We start from the raw sequence: 20,100 nt of genomic DNA on the forward strand, positions 1-20,100 counted from the left end.
ATCCTTCCTATTATAAAATTATTATTTTCCGAGACAGAACTTCGAGAACAATTCATTTAATAAACTATCTTGAACAGTATCTCCAATGATTTCTCCGAGGATTTCCCATGTACGTGTAACATCTATTTGAATCATATCGATGGGCACACCTGCTTGCGCAGCTTGCACCGCATCTTCAATCGTATGACGTGCTTGTTTGAGCAAAGCGATATGTCGGGCGTTTGATACATAAGTCAAATCACCTGATTCAATCGTTCCCTCAAAGAATAATCCCGCAATTGCTTCTTCAAGCTCTGTAATGCCTTGTTCCTGCAATATAGAAGTAGTAATTACCCGATCTTCACCCGCCACTTCACGCACACGTGCAAGATCAATCTTACTAGGCAAATCGGTTTTATTAACGATGACTAGCATATCCATACCCGCAACAGCTTCAAATAGTCGCTCATCTTCATCGGTCAATGGTTCAGAGCTGTTGACCATCAATAAAATCAAGTCTGCTTCTTTTAATACTTGTCTAGAACGTTCTACACCAATCCGCTCCACAATATCTTCTGTTTCACGTATACCTGCCGTATCGACAAGACGCAAAGGGACTCCCCTTACGTTGACATACTCTTCTATAATATCACGGGTCGTACCTGCAATATCAGTCACAATCGCCTTATTTTCTTGCACAAGACTATTCAGCAAGGAAGACTTCCCTACATTGGGGCGTCCTACAATAACGGTAGAGAGACCTTCACGTAAAATTTTGCCTTGAGAGGAAGTACGCAGGAGTTGATCAATCTCATCACGTACCCATTCTCCTTTTTCGATCATTAAGGGAATAGTCACTTCTTCTACGTCATCATATTCTGGATAATCAATATTCACTTCTACTTGTGCAAGTGTTTCTAAAAGAGCTTGACGCAACTCACCAATCAAGTGGGATAGCTTTCCCTCCATTTGGTTAAGGGCTACGCTCATCGCTTTATCTGTCTTCGCACGGATCAAATCCATCACAGCTTCAGCTTGCGATAAATCAATACGACCGTTTAAAAATGCCCGTTTAGTAAACTCGCCCGGCTCCGCTAATCGCGCTCCTTCAGTCAATACAAGTTCCAGCACTCGATTGACTGAAGTAATTCCTCCATGACAATTAATTTCTACTATGTCTTCTCGCGTAAATGTTTTCGGTCCCTTCATAACAGACACCATTACCTCTTCTACTACTTCAGTAGTTTCGGGGTCATGCAAATGTCCATAATGAATAGTATGGGAGGATTGTTCACACAACGGTTTCGCTGCTGGCGATCGGAATATACGATCCGCAATCTCCCATGCATGTTCACCACTGATTCGAACGATGGCAATTGCCCCCTCTCCCATTGGAGTTGAAATGGCGGCTATCGTATCAAAATGCAAGTTTTTCACCTTCCTGGTTTCGTTATCCACATGTGAATATCTTTTGCGGACACAACTTTCTAACAATCAATACTATCATAAACGATCGCATTCTCCTAGCGTGTGAATTGAAAATATGTGGATATTTTTAAGAAAAAGTAGATCTAGTATATGATCCTCCATGATGTATTATAAACCGACAAAAAACCCTGCGGATTCGAGCTTCCGCAGGGTTCATTTATTCAAAGCTTTTTATAACAATATGACGATATGGATCTTTTCCTTCAGAGAAAGTTTCTACATCCAGTCTACGGGATAACGCATTATGAATAACTTTTCTCTCGTACGATGGCATAGGTTCCAATGCCACCTGACGTTTCGTACGGATTGCCCGGTCAGCCATGCGATCCGCCAGTTGTTCTAATGACTGCTCACGACGTTCACGGTAATCAGCCACATCAATTCGAACAATTTTGAACTGGCGTGTGACCTTATTAGCTACTAATTGTGCTAATTGCTGGATTGCATTCAGTGTTTGACCACGTTTACCAATTAGAAAAGCAGCTTTTTCACTCTCTAATTGAAAGTTCATATACTTACCTTTCGTTTCACACGTGACGACTAAGTCTGTAATACCCATATCTTTTGCCATCTCTATAATATACGATTTCGTTTCTTCAATAGCTTCCAGCTCGCTATGGGCTTTGTCTTTTGAAGCTTCAGCAACTGTATGCATTTGTCCATCTTCCGGCTGTGGTGCTACTGACTCCTGATCGGACTCGCCAGGCAATTCAGCATCTTCCACTTCTGACGGTGCAGCTTCTGTTGTAGAATGAGAAATTTCCTTAGCTTCAATGACAGGTGGCTTTGGTTTTAGTTCTACTTGCTTTGTTTCGCTAGATACCGATTGTGCGGGCTTTTCAATAACCGTAACATTGACTACTGCCTCTTTCGCACCAAATCCAAGAAAACCCTTTCTTCCATTTTCTACAACTTGTACTTCCACATCATCTTTTGTTACACCTAGGTCTTGTAAAGCCGATGCAATTGCTAATTCAACGGTTGCAGCCCTTTGTGTAATTTGTTTCATTTCTTTTTCCCTCCTGTTTTTACTACTTCGACGTCTTTTGGTTTATCAAACGGCTTGTAGATTACAATGTTTTGGAGAAGAGAAATAATATTCCCCACAATCCAGTACAATGCAAGTGCTGCGGGTAGGAATGAACCAATTACCATGATCATAAATGGCATGATGTACATCATCATCTTCATTTGTGGATTGTCCATAGCAGGTCCTGTACGAAGAACTAGTAATTGGAACAAACCTGCAATGACAGCAAAGACGATGCTCGGCGTACCGAGTGAAAATCCTAGAAAACTGCCCAGCTCAATTGTCGGTGTCGCATTCATTCGGTTGATTGCATGATAGAAACCGATGAATATTGGCATCTGGATGATGACAGGTAAACATCCGGCAACAGGATTAATCTTTTCATTGATCATAATTTGTTGCATTTCTTCTTGATACTTCTTCTGCGTAACCGCATCTTTAGATTTATACTTTTCTTTTAATGCTTTTAAACGCGGCTGAATTTCTTGCATGCGCTTAGAGCTTTTTGTTTGCTGAACGATTAATGGAAGCAATGCGGTACGGATGATCGCTGTAACGACGATAATTGCCAATCCGTATGTGCCTAACCAGGTCTTGAATTTCATAATGAGTGTTACGAGTGGCCATACGATGTATTCATTCCATATTCCGGTGCTTTCCGCTGTGATCGGCTCTTTAAACTCCGAGCATCCCGCCATAAATACGGCCACTACGACAAGCAATGAAAGGAATAATAGTTTCTTTTTCACATTTTTTCCCCCAAACAATCAAAATCATTTCTTTCTTTTTTTCAGTTTATCACGATGCTCCTCAACGTTCTACTTCTATTGTAGAAACAATTGAGACGCGCTCATTACATTCAAAGATTACTTAAATGCCTTGGCAATTTTAAGTACGTGCTGAAGATTCTTTTTGGCCGTATGGAAATCAAGCGTAGCGGCTTGATTTCTTGCGATGATAACATAGTCTTGATCGGGTTTAATCTCATCTTTCATTTCTAAGAATGACTGGCGGATGTAGCGTTTGATACGGTTACGCGCCACTGCATTTCCAACCTTTTTACTGACGGACAAACCAATGCGAAACTCTTCTTGGTTCTGTTTCTTTAAGGTATAAACAATAAACTGACGATTGGCAACAGACCTTCCTTGTTTAAAGACTGTTTGAAATTCTTGGTTTTTTTTAATCCGCTGGCTTTTTTTCATCATTCCACCTGCTTTAATTTTCTTCCACTACTGGTGCAGATCTTTTACTAAAGAAACTACTTTATATGTAGGGATCATGTGAAGAATCTATTCAATAGCAAAAAAAAGACCACTGATAAGTCAGTGGCCTTATGCTGAAAGAACTTTTCTTCCTTTACGACGACGAGCTGCTAAAATTCTACGGCCGTTTTTTGAACTCATTCTTTGACGGAATCCGTGGACTTTACTGCGTTTACGTTTATTTGGTTGGAATGTACGTTTCATTTCGTAAGACACCTCCTGCTTTGATTGTCTCTTTTTCTACTGTGACAGTCTTGAATAGTATAGCTACCCAGTAAAAGAATGTCAATGTTTTTCTGTTGAACAACTTCGAACTGACTGGATCTTTTATCGTAGTCATTCAAATACTTATCCACAATGCGAACTAAGACACTTCTGGATTATATGTGAGTAGATAAAAATTGTGGATTTTTTATTTTGGCATTTGTCGACAAGTTTTTCACATATCCCGGGCTGTGGATAACTGTTTTATGCACAGTTATGGGCATTGTGAATAAATCATCGGACTCCTTGTCATTATTCAGTTTCCCTGTTACAATTAAAAAGCTTTTATTGTGCATATAATTTTCATATTAAATCTTATCCACATATGTGAATACATTGTGGATAGTTTTTTCAACATGTTTCGATAACTTTTATCCACAGCCCTGAATACTGTGTATAAGCGTATTTCAGGCTTTTAAAATCTCATCGTAAAGGAGGTACACGATTGGAAAACTTATCGAGTTTATGGGATCAAGTATTAAAGAATATTGAAGCACGTGTTTCAAAACCTAGTTTTGAAACGTGGCTAAAATCTACGAAGTTGCTGACATATGAGTCCGAAAATGCAACAATTTCAGTTCCCAATTCATTCGCTAAAGATTGGTTGGAAACACATTACGTCCATTTAATTACGGGTATTTTATCGGAGTTAACTGGCGAAGATCGGATTATTGAGTTCGTTGTCCCGCAAGATATGGCGGAACAGGATATCAAATTGCCAAAAACGCAGCCAAAAGCTGTAGAGAAAGTTCCTATGACTAATTCGGCGGGTATGCTGAATCCAAAGTATACGTTTGACACATTCGTTATTGGATCCGGCAATCGCTTTGCACATGCAGCGTCACTTGCAGTAGCTGAAGCGCCAGCCAAAGCGTATAATCCGCTCTTCATCTATGGAGGTGTCGGACTGGGCAAGACGCACTTAATGCATGCAATCGGCCATTATGTACTGGAGCAAAACCCATCATTGAAGGTTGTTTATTTGTCGTCTGAAAAATTTACAAATGAATTCATAAACTCAATCCGTGATAATAAAGCCGGCGATTTTAGAGATCAGTACCGTAACGTAGATGTACTGTTAATTGATGATATTCAGTTCCTAGCGGGAAAAGAACAAACACAAGAGGAATTCTTCCATACATTTAACACGTTACATGAAGAATCCAAGCAAATCATTATTTCAAGTGACCGTCCACCGAAGGAAATCCCTACACTAGAAGATCGATTACGCTCGCGCTTTGAGTGGGGTTTGATCACGGATATTGCACCGCCAGATTTGGAAACACGAATTGCTATTTTACGTAAAAAGGCTAAAGCAGACGGGTTAATTGATATTTCTAATGATGTTATGCTGTACATTGCGAACCAAATTGACTCAAATATTAGAGAGCTTGAAGGAGCATTGATCCGTGTAGTAGCTTATTCATCACTCGTCAATGCAGATGTAACAACAGATTTAGCAGCGGAAGCTTTGAAAGATATTATTCCAAATTCACGACCGCGAATTATCTCTATACTGGATATTCAAAAGTCAGTTGGAGAACATTATAATATTCGATTGGAAGATTTCGTCGCAAAGAAACGAACACGCGCTATTGCATTTCCTCGTCAAATTGCGATGTATTTATCAAGAGAATTGACAGATTCCTCATTGCCCAAAATTGGTTCTGAGTTTGGTGGGCGAGATCACTCAACTGTTATTCATGCGCACGAGAAGATTTCGAAACAACTAGATACCGATAAATCATTGCAACAAGATATACAGGAAATTAAAAAAACCTTAGGGCGAGCCTAAAAACTGTGGATAACTGTGGACAAGTTGTGCAGGGTCGTCCACGTCTTATGCACATGTGGGAAACTTAGAAACTTCTAGGTTTTTGGCAGTTTTCCACATATCCACAGCCCCTACTACTATTACTACTATATTTAATTACTTAATTATTATTATATAAGCGAGGTATCGAGATGCAGTTTGAAATAATGAGAGATAGGTTGTTGGATGGATTAAATGATGTGGTAAAAGCAATCAGTTCAAAAGTGACAACACCCATTTTGACAGGGATCAAGTTAGAAGCGACTGAAAAAGGATTGACGATGACTGGAAGTGATTCAGACATTACAATCTCTACATTCATTCCTTTGGAGGAAGACGGTACGCAAATAATTAAAATGATTCAATCAGGTACATTAGTTTTGCAGGCAAAGGTATTTAACGAGATTATTCGTAAATTGCCAACAAACGAAGTGATGATTGAATTACGTGATGGCATGAAAACACATATTCGTTCAGGTCAATCTGAATTCCATATTATTGCCCAAAGTGCAGATGAATATCCTATTTTGCCAGATGTACAAAATGCAGAACGCTTTGAACTACCGGCAGACTTGATGAAATCTATTATAAGAGAAACTGTTTTTGCTGTGTCACAACAAGAAACACGTCCTGTCTTAACAGGAGTTCAATGGATGATGAAAGAAGATGAGCTACTTTGTATAGCTACGGATAGTCATCGTCTGGCACGCCGTATTATTACGCCGGAAGTTCAAGCAAGTGCGCCATTTAATGCTGTAATTCCAGGTAAAAGTCTTCAAGAACTTAGTAAAATTCTGCCAGATCACTCCACTGCAGTAGAAATATTTATTGCCAATCAACAAGTATTATTTAAATTGCATAACGTGCTATTTTATTCGCGTTTACTCGAAGGCAATTATCCGGATACTTCACGCTTAATTCCAAGTGAGTATAAAACGTCAATTACGATTAACGGTCGTAACTTATTGCAGGCAATTGACCGTGCATCACTGCTCGCACGGGAAGATCGTAATAATATTGTGCATTTTTCGACAGACGGCAGTCCACATGTGCAAATCTCTTCGAACTCACCAGATGTGGGTAATGTAGAAGAATTGGTAGAAGCCGTTCATATCGAAGGGGAACCTTTAAAAATTTCCTTCAGTGCAAAATATATGATGGACGCACTAAAAGCTATTGATGGTCAAGATTTGAAAATACACTTCACGGGTAGTATGCGCCCATTCATTTTGAAATCAATTGACAGTGAAGCAATTTTGCAATTAATTTTGCCAGTTCGTACGTTTTAATATGTGAATAAATAATGTCGTAGGAGAAAGGATAGTCTATGTTGGCTATCCTTTTTACTTATTGCGAAAAGTTAGGTAAACTAAAGGGACAGACTAAATCGCGAGGGTGGATCATTCATGGAAACTATACAGTTTAATACAGAATATATTACGTTAGGTCAATTGTTGAAGATGGCCGATATTATTAGCTCAGGCGGTATGGCTAAATGGTATCTTGGTGAAAATATTGTCTATGTAAATGGAGAACCAGAACAACGCCGAGGTAAAAAACTATATGACGGTGATGTGGTAAATATCCCGGGCGCAGGAAAATTTAAACTGTCGGCGGATGAATCTGGGCAGTCGGATGTATATTGATCGGCTTAAGTTAACAGATTATCGAAATTATGACTCGTTAGATTTGAATTTCTCCCCGACAATGAATGTATTCATTGGGGAAAATGCTCAAGGAAAGACCAATGTCATGGAGGCGATCTATGTATTGTCCATGGCAAAATCTCATCGAACGTCAAATGATCGTGAACTTATACGTTGGGAACAAGAGTGTGGTAAAATAGAAGGGCATGTAGAACGTAAATTTGGTCATCTGCCTTTAGAGTTAACTATTTCTAAAAAGGGCAAGAAGGCTAAGGTCAATCATTTGGAGCAAACACGTCTGAGTAATTACGTGGGTCAAATGAATGTTGTCATGTTCGCGCCTGAGGACTTGCATATCGTTAAAGGCAGCCCACAGTTACGAAGACGTTTTTTAGATATGGAAATAGGACAAATCTCAAGAGTCTATTTACACGATTTAGTGACTTTTCAAAAAGTGTTGAAGCAGCGTAACGCTTTATTAAAAGCTAATCGGGGCAAATTAGATTTAACTGACGTCATGTTTGATATTTATACAGAACAGTATATTCAAGTAGCGGTACAAATTATTCGCAAACGTTTTTATTTCATGGAATTGCTTCAAAAATGGGCGAATCCAATTCACCAAGGAATATCACGCGGCTTAGAAACACTCGAAGTTTCATATGGGACTTTAAAAGATCTACATTCTGGGCAGACTGTTGAAGAAATGGAAACAATTTTTGCGGATCAATTGAAAAATGTCCGAAGACGTGAATTAGAACGTGGACTGACATTGGTAGGACCGCATCGTGATGATTTGCAGTTTTTTGTCAATGGATACGATATTCAAACATTTGGGTCACAAGGTCAACAACGGACGACGGCATTGTCTTTAAAGCTTGCAGAAATAGAATTAGTAAAGCAAGAGGTAGGAGAAACCCCTATTTTGTTGCTGGACGATGTGTTGTCAGAATTAGATGATTATCGTCAATCACACTTACTAAGTTCGATGCAAGGACAAGTTCAAACATTTGTCACTACGACCAATATTACAGGAATCGATCATGATACGATTCAACAAGCAGCTATTTTTGAAGTACATGCGGGCTCTGTAACACGCGAAAGATAGAAAATAGTGATTTGCTAGGTTTGGAAAGGAAAGGTGAACACCTTGGCAATGGAAGAAAAAGATATGCAGACAGCTTATGATGCGAATCAGATACAAGTATTAGAAGGTCTAGAAGCAGTCCGCAAACGTCCAGGTATGTATATTGGGACGACAAGTGCGAAAGGGCTTCATCACCTCGTATGGGAAATTGTAGACAATAGTATCGACGAAGCACTCGCTGGCTATTGTGATCATATAGAAGTAACAATTGAGAAAGACAACTGGATTCGAGTGGCTGATAATGGTCGTGGGATTCCAGTTGGCATCCAGGAATCTACAGGCAGACCAGCAGTGGAAGTTATTATGACTGTTTTACACGCTGGTGGTAAGTTTGGCGGCGGTGGCTATAAAGTGTCCGGTGGTCTGCACGGGGTAGGTTCATCAGTAGTAAATGCACTATCTGAGAAAACGGAAGTGTATGTAAAACGGGACAATAAATTATTTGCTATTGAATTTTCTAGAGGACCTGTTTCTAAAGAATTAGAAGTAATCGGGGAGTCAGACGAAACCGGAACGACTATTCGTTTCAAGGCAGATGCAGAGATATTTACCGAAACTACTGTCTACGAGTATAGTACGCTCGCTACACGTTTACGTGAACTTGCTTACTTAAATCGCGGGTTGCGTATTACGATCACCGACGAACGTGGTGAAGAACCCAAAACGGAACTTTTCCATTACGAAGGCGGTATTAAATCATACGTACAACATCTGAATGAAAATAAAGAGCCTATTTTTGAAGACCCGATTTTTATTGAGGGAGAACGTGATGGAATTTCTGTTGAAATCGCTATGCAATACAATAGCGGTTACGCAGAAAATCTTTTGTCATTCGCCAATAATATTCATACGTATGAAGGAGGGACACACGAATCAGGATTTAAGACAGCACTGACACGTGTGATCAACGACTACGCGCGCAAAAATGGATTATTAAAAGACTCAGACGGAAACTTGTCAGGAGACGACGTGCGTGAGGGACTTACAGCCATCGTCTCGATCAAGCACCCCGACCCACAATTTGAAGGTCAGACAAAAACGAAGCTTGGAAACTCTGAAGTGAGTACCATTACAAACTCGCTATTTTCTGAAGCACTTCAACGGTTTTTAATTGAAAACCCTGTAGTAGCAAGGAAAGTAGTCGACAAAAGTACGATGGCAGCTCGTGCACGAATGGCTGCAAAAAATGCTCGTGAATTAACACGTCGAAAGTCAGCGTTGGAAGTGTCCAGTTTGCCGGGTAAGCTATCGGATTGTTCTTCTAGGGATCCATCCATCAGTGAGTTGTATATTGTTGAGGGTGATTCGGCGGGAGGATCGGCTAAAAATGGTCGGGATCGCCACTTCCAGGCAATTTTACCTTTGCGCGGGAAAATCCTGAACGTAGAAAAGGCTCGCTTAGACCGTATTCTAGGAAATGCGGAAATCCGTATGATTATAACAGCACTTGGTACAGGCATTGGTTCTGAATTTAATTTGGAAAAAGCGCGTTACCATAAACTTGTCATTATGACGGATGCCGATGTAGACGGTGCGCACATTCGAACACTATTATTAACATTCTTCTTCCGTTTCATGCGTCCATTGATTGAGGCAGGCTATGTATATATCGCACAGCCACCACTTTATCGTGTACGTGCTGGAAAAAGAGAAGAGTATTGTTACGATGAAGAAGCATTGCAAGAAATATTAAGAAGTATGCCTGCTTCGCCAAAGCCAGATATTACACGCTATAAAGGTCTAGGTGAGATGAATCCAGAGCAATTATGGGAAACGACAATGGATCCGGATCAACGTACATTTTTACAAGTTCGTCTTGAAGATGCGATGGAAGCAGACGCTACTTTTGAAGAATTAATGGGCGATGAAGTCGAACCGCGCAGAAAATTCATTGAAGACAACGCTGTATTTGTACAAAATATCGATACTTGATCGAAACCTGTTTGCGGTTGGAACGGTAATACTTAGGTAGATAGATGTAATGGTTGAAAGGAGCTTGACAACATGGCAGATTTGCCAAGAGGCGGAGTGCAAGAAATAAATATTAATACAGAGATGAAAACATCCTTTCTGAACTATGCAATGAGCGTAATTGTTTCTCGTGCGCTACCGGATGTTCGTGATGGTTTGAAGCCTGTTCATCGACGTATTTTATATGCAATGCATGATTTAGGAATTACAGCAGATAAACCACATAAAAAGTCTGCACGTATCGTAGGCGACGTTATTGGTAAGTACCACCCGCACGGTGACAGTGCAGTTTATGACACGATGGTGCGTATGGCACAAGACTTCAGCTATCGTTATATGCTCGTAGACGGACACGGAAACTTCGGGTCTGTTGACGGTGACGGCGCGGCCGCGATGCGTTACACCGAATCACGTATGTCACGTATTGCGATGGAGTTATTACGTGATATCAATAAAAACACAATTGATTTCCAGGCAAACTACGATGAGCAGGAAAAAGAGCCGGCAGTATTACCAGGCCGCTATCCTAACTTGCTTGTAAATGGAACATCAGGAATTGCAGTAGGAATGGCGACGAATATTCCACCGCATCATCTAGGAGAAACTATTGATGCAGTTCTTGCACTAGCCGAAAATAGTGCAATTACAACCGATGAATTAATGGAGATTATACCAGGACCGGATTTTCCAACTGGCGGTATGATTCTTGGTCGCAGTGGAATTAGACGTGCCTACGAAACAGGTCGCGGTTCATTAATTATTCGCGGTAAGGCAGAAATAGAAACGGCTGCAAATGGTCGTGAAACGATTATTGTGACAGAAATTCCATTCCAAGTGAACAAAGCGAAGTTAATCGAAAAAATTGCAGAACTCGTACGCGATAAAAAGATTGACGGTATTACACACTTGGCTGATGAGTCGGATCGTACAGGTATGCGAATTGTCATCGAAGTCCGACGCGATGCCAATGCTAATGTATTGCTCAATAATTTATATAAACAAACTGCTTTGCAAACCAGTTTTGGTATTAATATGTTGGCATTGGTAGATAAACAACCGAAAGTCTTGTCACTGAAAGAAATTCTTTTCCACTACTTAGAACACCAAAAAGTAGTCATTCGCCGCCGTACACAATTTGAGCTTACTAAAGCCGAAGACCGTGCGCATATTTTAGAAGGATTACGTGTGGCACTGGATCATATTGATCGCATTATTGCATTGATCCGTGCTTCAAAAACGACTGCCGAAGCAAAAGCTAACTTGATGGAAACGTTTGAGTTATCCGATCGTCAGTCTCAAGCAATATTGGATATGCGTCTACAGCGTTTAACTGGCTTGGAACGGGATAAGATTGAGTCAGAATACCAAGAACTGCTAACACTTATTGCAGAACTGCGGGCTATTTTGGCAGATGAGTTAAAAGTAATTGAAATTATTACGGAAGAACTGACAGAAATCAAAGAACGTTTCGCAGACGAGCGCCGAACAGAAATTATGCTTGGCGGATCTGAAATGTTGGAAGATGAAGATTTGATTCCAGTAGAGAATTCAATTGTTACACTAACTCATCAAGGCTATATTAAACGTCTGCCTGCAAATACTTATCGCAGTCAAAAACGTGGCGGTCGCGGAATCCAAGGAATGGGAACAAACGAAGACGACTTTGTTGAACATTTGCTAAATACGTCTACGCATGACACGATTTTACTATTTACTAGCCGCGGACGTGTATTCCGGAAAAAGGGCTATGAAGTTCCAGAATATAGCCGGACAGCTAAAGGATTGCCGATCATTAACCTCATTGATTTTGAAAAAGGTGAAAAGGTAACGGCGATGATCCCGATCAGTGAGTTTAGTGAAGACCACTATTTATTCTTTGCCACAAAGCATGGTGTAATAAAACGTACATCCATTATGGGGTATGCAAATATCCGTGCAAATGGGCTAATTGCTTTAGGCTTGCGTGAAGAAGACGAGTTGATTTCCGTAAAAATGACAGACGGTACATCTGATATTGCCATTTGTTCAAAACAAGGAATGTTAATACGTTTTGAAGAAGAGAGTATTCGTCCACTTGGAAGAACAGCTGCAGGTGTCCGTGGTATTCGTTTACGCGAAGAAGACGAAGTAGTAGGTATGGATATAGTAGCGCCTCATGATGATATTCTTGTAGTTACTGAGAAAGGGTATGGTAAACGCACACCAGAAAGTGAGTATCGTGCCCAGTCACGTGGAGGGTATGGTCTGAAAACGATGCATATGACTGAACGTAACGGCGATATTGTCGCAATGAAGGCAGTAAATGGCGAAGAAGATCTAATGCTTATTACGATCCACGGTATTCTTATCCGTATGTCGATAGGTGATATTTCTATATTTGGCCGTTCTACCCAAGGTGTTCGATTAATCCGTTTAGCAGATGATGAACTTGTCGCAACTGTTGCGAAGGTTGAGAAAGATGAAGAAGCCGAGCATGATGAAGAACTAGAAGAGTCTATAGACATCGATTACGAAGTAGTTGACGAAAAAGAAGACAGCGAGTAAAGGGAAGGTTATTGGAGGGCTAAAGTGCCTCTTCAATAACCTTTTCTATTTTATATGTGATAATTTGCTCATACATCTATCCATATAATTGAGAATAATATATGATAATAGATAGAGAAAAGAAGAAATTAGGTGAAGATGGTGGATATCTATAAAGAAGTAAGTGAATTGCGCCCCGGAAACTTTCTTAAAGAAGATATATATGCGAATACAAAAAATCCAATTATAGCTAAAGACACGAAACTAACACTGGAGCACTTCGATGTTCTTCGTTCATTCGGCATAGCTAGAGTTCTGATTGAATCCAAAGCACAAGGGCATTTGGAACAGCCGGAGGAAAAAGTCACTGAAGTAAAACTGACACCAGAAGTTGAAAAACTTATGAATCAAAGTGCGCCTGCCAAGTCTACAACATTGGAATCTTTATACGATGACACCGTAGAAGCCTATCGTAAGGAGTTTGCTAGCTATAAATCAGGCAAAAAACTAGATGTTGCGGTAGTGAGAACAATTGCATTACCAGTCATTCAGGCATTTCTAGAAAACAAAGAGTATGTTAGACGTCTAAATGAGTTTTCCACAATTCAAAACTATCAAGCACATCATTCTATTAGTGTTGGAATACTAGCAGCATTAATTAGCGATCAAATGGGTTACCCAAAAGGACAAGTGCTACAAATTGGTATAGCTGGCGTGTTAGCAGATAGCGGAATGGCAAAAATTAATCAAAACATTATAGATAAAGTGGCATTTTTAACGAGTGATGAAATTAACGAAGTGAAGAAGCATGTCATTCATAGCTTTCAAATGGTCTCAGAATCCCCCCTAGTTCGACAAGAAATGAAAGTCGCTATTCTACAACATCATGAGCGATTTGATGGCAGTGGGTATCCAAGGGGACTAAAAGGGCAGGAAATTACAGAGATTTCTCAAATCCTTTCAGTCGCAGACGTATACCACGCAATGGCATCAGAAAGACCCTATCGCCAAAAAGAAAGTTCATTTAAAGTAATCGAATTAATGAGAGAAGAAGAGTTCGGTAAGTTTGATATGAAAATCATTCAAGTGCTTCATGATTTAATAAATAAATTGTCTATTGGCACGAGAGTAAAATTATCTACTGATGAAATTGCTGAAATCATATACTTGCATCGCGACTTTCCATTACGTCCAATTGTTAAAGTTCTTGGAAGTGGGCAGCATATTGACTTATCAGCTAATAGAAAGATCTCAATAGTAAAGAACTTTTAACGCGACAGTTCGTATTTATCACTCGTCACAAATAGAGTAAAATCAGTCAAGCCTACAGATGATTGATTTTACTCAAACACCTATCTTGTTCAGAAAATATAGTAATGGCGCATAGTTCTCGTATTTAAAGAAAGATGAGTGAAGCTATTCATTAAAAATTTACAATGAAAAGGATAGATATAGTTAGCGTGTATATAATGCTTGCAATGTGAAAGAGCAGGTGGTATATTTAATCTCGTTGCTTTTGAAGTTAGCAACTTAGCCAAAAACATTTCAAAAGTTTTTGATAAAAGTGTTGACAGTCAAACTGTAATTTGATATTATAAGAAAGTTGCCTCTTATGAAAGAGCGACTACATGAACCTTGAAAACTGAACAGCAAAACGTTAACGAAATACAAGTTTGTGTATGACACAAACAAATTGAGTATCTTAAATGATGCCAGCAAATGAAATTCGAGCTAATCGATTTTCTGTTTTACTGGCTGACGAGATGCTGTAGAGTACTAGGAAGTGATCGAGCGAAAGAGGGAGCGTACTACCGTACGTGACCGACTGAGCGAGTGAAACTGACGACGTAATCTGCAGTAGCTCGTCTGCCAGTCTTATGGAGAGTTTGATCCTGGCTCAGGACGAACGCTGGCGGCATGCCTAATACATGCAAGTCGAGCGAAAGTGTAGAAGCTTGCTTCTATACTTTAGCGGCGGACGGGTGAGTAACACGTGGGCAACCTACCTTACAGATGGGGATAACTCCGGGAAACCGGGGCTAATACCGAATAATCCATTTTCTCGCATGAGTGAATGTTGAAAGACGGCTTTGGCTGTCACTGTTAGATGGGCCCGCGGCGCATTAGCTAGTTGGTGGGGTAACGGCTCACCAAGGCCACGATGCGTAGCCGACCTGAGAGGGTGATCGGCCACACTGGGACTGAGACACGGCCCAGACTCCTACGGGAGGCAGCAGTAGGGAATCTTCCACAATGGACGAAAGTCTGATGGAGCAATGCCGCGTGAGTGAAGAAGGTTTTCGGATCGTAAAGCTCTGTTGTAAGGGAAGAACACGTACAGGAGTAACTGCCTGTACCTTGACGGTACCTTACCAGAAAGCCACGGCTAACTACGTGCCAGCAGCCGCGGTAATACGTAGGTGGCAAGCGTTGTCCGGAATTATTGGGCGTAAAGCGCGCGCAGGCGGTCCTTTAAGTCTGATGTGAAAGCCCACGGCTCAACCGTGGAGGGTCATTGGAAACTGGAGGACTTGAGTACAGAAGAGGAAAGCGGAATTCCACGTGTAGCGGTGAAATGCGTAGAGATGTGGAGGAACACCAGTGGCGAAGGCGGCTTTCTGGTCTGTAACTGACGCTGAGGCGCGAAAGCGTGGGGAGCAAACAGGATTAGATACCCTGGTAGTCCACGCCGTAAACGATGAGTGCTAAGTGTTAGGGGGTTTCCGCCCCTTAGTGCTGCAGCTAACGCATTAAGCACTCCGCCTGGGGAGTACGGCCGCAAGGCTGAAACTCAAAGGAATTGACGGGGACCCGCACAAGCGGTGGAGCATGTGGTTTAATTCGAAGCAACGCGAAGAACCTTACCAGGTCTTGACATCCCAGTGACCGTCATGGAGACATGATTTTCCCTTCGGGGACACTGGTGACAGGTGGTGCATGGTTGTCGTCAGCTCGTGTCGTGAGATGTTGGGTTAAGTCCCGCAACGAGCGCAACCCTTAATGTTAGTTGCCATCATTTAGTTGGGCACTCTAATGTGACTGCCGGTGACAAACCGGAGGAAGGTGGGGATGACGTCAAATCATCATGCCCCTTATGACCTGGGCTACACACGTGCTACAATGGACGGTACAGAGGGTTGCCAACCCGCGAGGGGGAGCTAATCCCAGAAAACCGTTCCCAGTTCGGATTGCAGGCTGCAACTCGCCTGCATGAAGCCGGAATCGCTAGTAATCGTGGATCAGCATGCCACGGTGAATACGTTCCCGGGTCTTGTACACACCGCCCGTCACACCACGAGAGTTTGTAACACCCGAAGTCGGTGGGGTAACCCTTACGGGAGCCAGCCGCCGAAGGTGGGACAGATGATTGGGGTGAAGTCGTAACAAGGTAGCCGTATCGGAAGGTGCGGCTGGATCACCTCCTTTCTAAGGATTATGTTCTACAGCTTTCGGGCGTAGACATTCGGAAGATAGATCGTTGATCTATCACGTTAACGTTTTGCGTTCAGTTTTGAAGGCTCATTTTTTGAGTGTTCAAAGCTTTTTTTCTTTACACTTGTTCATTGAAAACTGGATAAAACGACATTGAAAGTAATCAAGTAATTAATCGAATGAAGCAATTCATTCATCTACTTTTTAACCTTCTGATTCCTATCGCTAGGATGACGTTGGACCTTTTATAGGTTAAGTTAGAAAGGGCGCATGGCGGATGCCTTGGCACTAGAAGCCGATGAAGGACGGCACTAACACCGATATGCTTCGGGGAGCTGTAAGTAAGCGTTGATCCGAAGATTTCCGAATGGGGAAACCCACTGTCCATAATGGGACAGTACTTATACGTGAATACATAGCGTGCAAGTGGCAGACCCGGAGAACTGAAACATCTAAGTACCCGGAGGAAGAGAAAGAAACATCGATTCCCTTAGTAGCGGCGAGCGAAACGGGAAGAGCCCAAACCAAGAAGCTTGCTTCTTGGGGTTGTAGGACACTCTATACGGAGTTACAAAGGAATGCGTTAGACGAAGCGACCTGGAAAGGTCCGCCAGAGTGGGTAAAAGCCCCGTAGTCGAAAGCACATTCCCTCCAGAGTGGATCCTGAGTACGGCGGAACACGTGAAATTCCGTCGGAATCCGGGAGGACCATCTCCCAAGGCTAAATACTCTCTAGTGACCGATAGTGAACCAGTACCGTGAGGGAAAGGTGAAAAGCACCCCGGAAGGGGAGTGAAATAGATCCTGAAACCATGCGCTTACAAATTGTCAGAGCCCGTTAATGGGTGATGGCGTGCCTTTTGTAGAATGAACCGGCGAGTTACGATTCCATGCAAGGTTAAGCTGAGAAAGCGGAGCCGCAGCGAAAGCGAGTCTGAATAGGGCGAATGAGTATGGGGTCGTAGACCCGAAACCAGGTGATCTACCCATGTCCAGGGTGAAGGTCAGGTAACACTGACTGGAGGCCCGAACCCACGTATGTTGAAAAATGCGGGGATGAGGTGTGGGTAGCGGTGAAATTCCAATCGAACCTGGAGATAGCTGGTTCTCTCCGAAATAGCTTTAGGGCTAGCCTCAAACGAAAGAATCTCGGAGGTAGAGCACTGTTTGGACGAGGGGCCCATCCCGGGTTACCGAATTCAGACAAACTCCGAATGCCGATGATTTATGTTTGGGAGTCAGACAGTGGGTGATAAGATCCATTGTCGAGAGGGAAACAGCCCAGACCACCAGCTAAGGTCCCCAAGTATCTGTTAAGTGGAAAAGGATGTGGCGTTGCCCAGACAACCAGGATGTTGGCTCAGAAGCAGCCATCATTTAAAGAGTGCGTAATAGCTCACTGGTCGAGTGGCGCTGCGCCGAAAATGTACCGGGGCTAAACAGATCACCGAAGCTGTGGATTGACGCAAGTCAATGGTAGGAGAGCGTTCCAAGGGCGTTGAAGCTAGACCGGAAGGACTGGTGGAGCGCTTGGAAGTGAGAATGCCGGTATGAGTAGCGAAAGAAGGGTGAGAATCCCTTCCACCGAATGCCCAAGGTTTCCTGAGGAAGGCTCGTCCGCTCAGGGTTAGTCAGGACCTAAGTCGAGGCCGATAGGCGTAGACGATGGACAACAGGTTGATATTCCTGTACCACCTCCCCGCCGTTTGAGTAATGGGGGGACGCAGTAGGATAGGGTGAGCACACAGTTGGTTGTGTGTCTAAGCAGTGAGGCGGAAAACGAGGAAAATCCCGTTTTCATCTAACGCTGGGCTGTGATGGCGAGGAGAATTGTCTCCAGAGTCCCTGATTTCACACTGCCAAGAAAAGCCTCTAGCGAGGCGGGAGGTGCCTGTACCGCAAACCGACACAGGTAGGCGAGGAGAGAATCCTAAGGTGATCGAGAGAACTCTCGTTAAGGAACTCGGCAAAATGACCCCGTAACTTCGGGAGAAGGGGTGCTCTGGTAGGGTGAATAGCCCGAGAGAGCCGCAGTGAATAGGCCCAGGCGACTGTTTAGCAAAAACACAGGTCTCTGCAAAACCGTAAGGTGACGTATAGGGGCTGACGCCTGCCCGGTGCTGGAAGGTTAAGAGGAGGGGTTAGCGCAAGCGAAGCTCTGAATTGAAGCCCCAGTAAACGGCGGCCGTAACTATAACGGTCCTAAGGTAGCGAAATTCCTTGTCGGGTAAGTTCCGACCCGCACGAAAGGCGTAACGATCTGGGCACTGTCTCAACGAGAGACTCGGTGAAATTATAATATGCGTGAAGATGCGCATTACCCGCGACAGGACGGAAAGACCCCGTGGAGCTTTACTGTAGCCTGATATTGAATTCCGGTGCAGCCTGTACAGGATAGGTAGGAGCCTTTGATTCCGGAGCGCCAGCTTCGGAGGAGGCATTGGTGGGATACTACCCTGGCTGTATTGGACTTCTAACCCATGCCCGTGATCCGGGCAGGAGACAGTGTCAGGTGGACAGTTTGACTGGGGCGGTCGCCTCCTAAAGAGTAACGGAGGCGCCCAAAGGTTCCCTCAGAATGGTTGGACATCATTCGTAGAGTGCAAAGGCATAAGGGAGCTTGACTGCGAGACCTACAAGTCGAGCAGGGTCGAAAGACGGGCTTAGTGATCCGGTGGTTCCGCATGGAAGGGCCATCGCTCAACGGATAAAAGCTACCCCGGGGATAACAGGCTTATCTCCCCCAAGAGTCCACATCGACGGGGAGGTTTGGCACCTCGATGTCGGCTCGTCGCATCCTGGGGCTGTAGTCGGTCCCAAGGGTTGGGCTGTTCGCCCATTAAAGCGGCACGCGAGCTGGGTTCAGAACGTCGTGAGACAGTTCGGTCCCTATCCGTCGCGGGCGCAGGAAATTTGAGGAGAGCTGTCCTTAGTACGAGAGGACCGGGATGGACATACCGCTGGTGTACCAGTTGTCTTGCCAAAGGCATCGCTGGGTAGCTATGTATGGACGGGATAAATGCTGAAAGCATCTAAGCATGAAGCCCCCTTCAAGATGAGATTTCCCATTACGCAAGTAAGTAAGATCCCTCAAAGAAGATGAGGTGGATAGGTCTGGGGTGGAAGCACGGCGACGTGTGCAGCTGACAGATACTAATCGATCGAGGACTTAACCTATTATTGAAAAGCGGAAGCAGCCGTTTAGATGCGGCAGGCATAAGGCGAAGATGTGCAGTGGTGCTCTTTACCACGAAACAGCTTTGACTTATGGCCCGAGCATCTGGCTGCTGAAGCTGGACAAAATGAAAAGTTAAATCGACCGTCTAGATACGACAGGCATAAGACGGATTGGCGAAGCGACGGTTTTTGTCGCGCAGCCAAGTTGACTTATGACCCGAGCATCTGGTCGATTTAGCTGGACAACACGAAAAGCGGAAGCAGTTACTTGAACAACCCAATGTCTTTTATTCAGTTTTGAGTGAACAACTCAACAGTCTAGTAACGATAGCGAAGAGGTCACACCCGTTCCCATACCGAACACG

Annotated in this window: 12 protein-coding genes and 3 rRNA genes (1 of these 15 running past the window's edge); 10 read left to right on the forward strand and 5 right to left on the reverse strand. The window is 43.0% G+C overall.

Translation table 11 applies throughout. The annotated features are described in order from the left end of the window. Positions 1 to 21 precede the first annotated feature (21 nt). From mnmE to rpmH, 5 genes are all read right to left on the reverse strand, one after another. On the reverse strand, positions 22 to 1,407 hold the full coding sequence (gene mnmE, locus DV702_RS13645; RefSeq protein ID WP_114925253.1) for a tRNA uridine-5-carboxymethylaminomethyl(34) synthesis GTPase MnmE: 1,386 nt from the start codon (positions 1,405 to 1,407) through the stop codon (positions 22 to 24). A gap of 217 nt (positions 1,408 to 1,624) precedes the next feature. Next, on the reverse strand, positions 1,625 to 2,476 hold the full coding sequence (gene jag, locus DV702_RS13650; protein WP_114925254.1) for an RNA-binding cell elongation regulator Jag/EloR: 852 nt from the start codon (positions 2,474 to 2,476) through the stop codon (positions 1,625 to 1,627). Continuing rightward, positions 2,473 to 3,246, reverse strand: coding sequence for a membrane protein insertase YidC (gene yidC / locus DV702_RS13655; RefSeq protein ID WP_114925255.1), 774 nt, complete (start codon positions 3,244 to 3,246; stop codon positions 2,473 to 2,475). The genes jag and yidC overlap by 4 nt, the downstream gene beginning before the upstream one ends. A 117-nt stretch (positions 3,247 to 3,363) precedes the next feature. Beyond that, on the reverse strand, positions 3,364 to 3,702 hold the full coding sequence (gene rnpA / locus DV702_RS13660) for a ribonuclease P protein component (RefSeq protein ID WP_114925256.1): 339 nt from the start codon (positions 3,700 to 3,702) through the stop codon (positions 3,364 to 3,366). Positions 3,703 to 3,831: 129 nt separating this feature from the next. Then, entirely contained in the window at positions 3,832 to 3,966 is a 135-nt protein-coding gene (gene rpmH / locus DV702_RS13665) for a 50S ribosomal protein L34 (protein WP_114925257.1), read from the reverse strand. Positions 3,967 to 4,471: 505 nt separating this feature from the next. Between rpmH and dnaA the strand changes: the two genes are divergently transcribed. The 10 genes from dnaA to rrf form a co-directional block, all read left to right on the forward strand. Further along, positions 4,472 to 5,821 (forward strand): chromosomal replication initiator protein DnaA, encoded by a 1,350-nt coding sequence (gene dnaA, locus DV702_RS13670; protein ID WP_114925258.1) that lies wholly within the window; start codon positions 4,472 to 4,474, stop codon positions 5,819 to 5,821. 170 nt (positions 5,822 to 5,991) lie between these two features. Then, positions 5,992 to 7,128: a DNA polymerase III subunit beta gene (gene dnaN, locus DV702_RS13675; protein ID WP_114925259.1), complete on the forward strand. Its 1,137-nt coding sequence runs from the start codon at positions 5,992 to 5,994 to the stop codon at positions 7,126 to 7,128. Between the two features lie 117 nt (positions 7,129 to 7,245). Next, positions 7,246 to 7,485: a S4 domain-containing protein YaaA gene (yaaA, locus tag DV702_RS13680; protein ID WP_114925260.1), complete on the forward strand. Its 240-nt coding sequence runs from the start codon at positions 7,246 to 7,248 to the stop codon at positions 7,483 to 7,485. Next, positions 7,475 to 8,593: a DNA replication/repair protein RecF gene (recF, locus tag DV702_RS13685; RefSeq protein WP_114925261.1), complete on the forward strand. Its 1,119-nt coding sequence runs from the start codon at positions 7,475 to 7,477 to the stop codon at positions 8,591 to 8,593. The genes yaaA and recF overlap by 11 nt, the downstream gene beginning before the upstream one ends. A 48-nt stretch (positions 8,594 to 8,641) precedes the next feature. Further along, complete coding sequence (gene gyrB / locus DV702_RS13690; RefSeq protein ID WP_205407183.1) at positions 8,642 to 10,564, forward strand: DNA topoisomerase (ATP-hydrolyzing) subunit B; 1,923 nt, start codon at positions 8,642 to 8,644, stop codon at positions 10,562 to 10,564. Positions 10,565 to 10,636: 72 nt separating this feature from the next. Then, a complete protein-coding gene (gene gyrA / locus DV702_RS13695; protein WP_114925263.1) occupies positions 10,637 to 13,147 on the forward strand; it encodes a DNA gyrase subunit A in 2,511 nt (836 codons plus the stop codon). 138 nt (positions 13,148 to 13,285) lie between these two features. Next, the gene (locus DV702_RS13700; RefSeq protein WP_114925264.1) at positions 13,286 to 14,398 is read left to right on the forward strand and encodes an HD-GYP domain-containing protein; all 1,113 of its coding nucleotides are present in this window, start codon (positions 13,286 to 13,288) and stop codon (positions 14,396 to 14,398) included. Positions 14,399 to 15,000: 602 nt separating this feature from the next. Continuing rightward, a 16S ribosomal RNA gene (locus DV702_RS13705) occupies positions 15,001 to 16,552 on the forward strand. Between the two features lie 256 nt (positions 16,553 to 16,808). Beyond that, positions 16,809 to 19,735: ribosomal RNA gene (locus DV702_RS13710) — 23S ribosomal RNA — on the forward strand. A gap of 317 nt (positions 19,736 to 20,052) precedes the next feature. Then, positions 20,053 to 20,100: ribosomal RNA gene (rrf, locus tag DV702_RS13715) — 5S ribosomal RNA — on the forward strand; it runs 68 nt beyond the window's last position. Together the 16S, 23S and 5S rRNA genes form the textbook arrangement of a ribosomal RNA operon.

Origin of the sequence: Sporosarcina sp. PTS2304 (assembly GCF_003351785.1) — a bacterium.
Lineage (GTDB): Bacteria > Bacillota > Bacilli > Bacillales_A > Planococcaceae > Sporosarcina.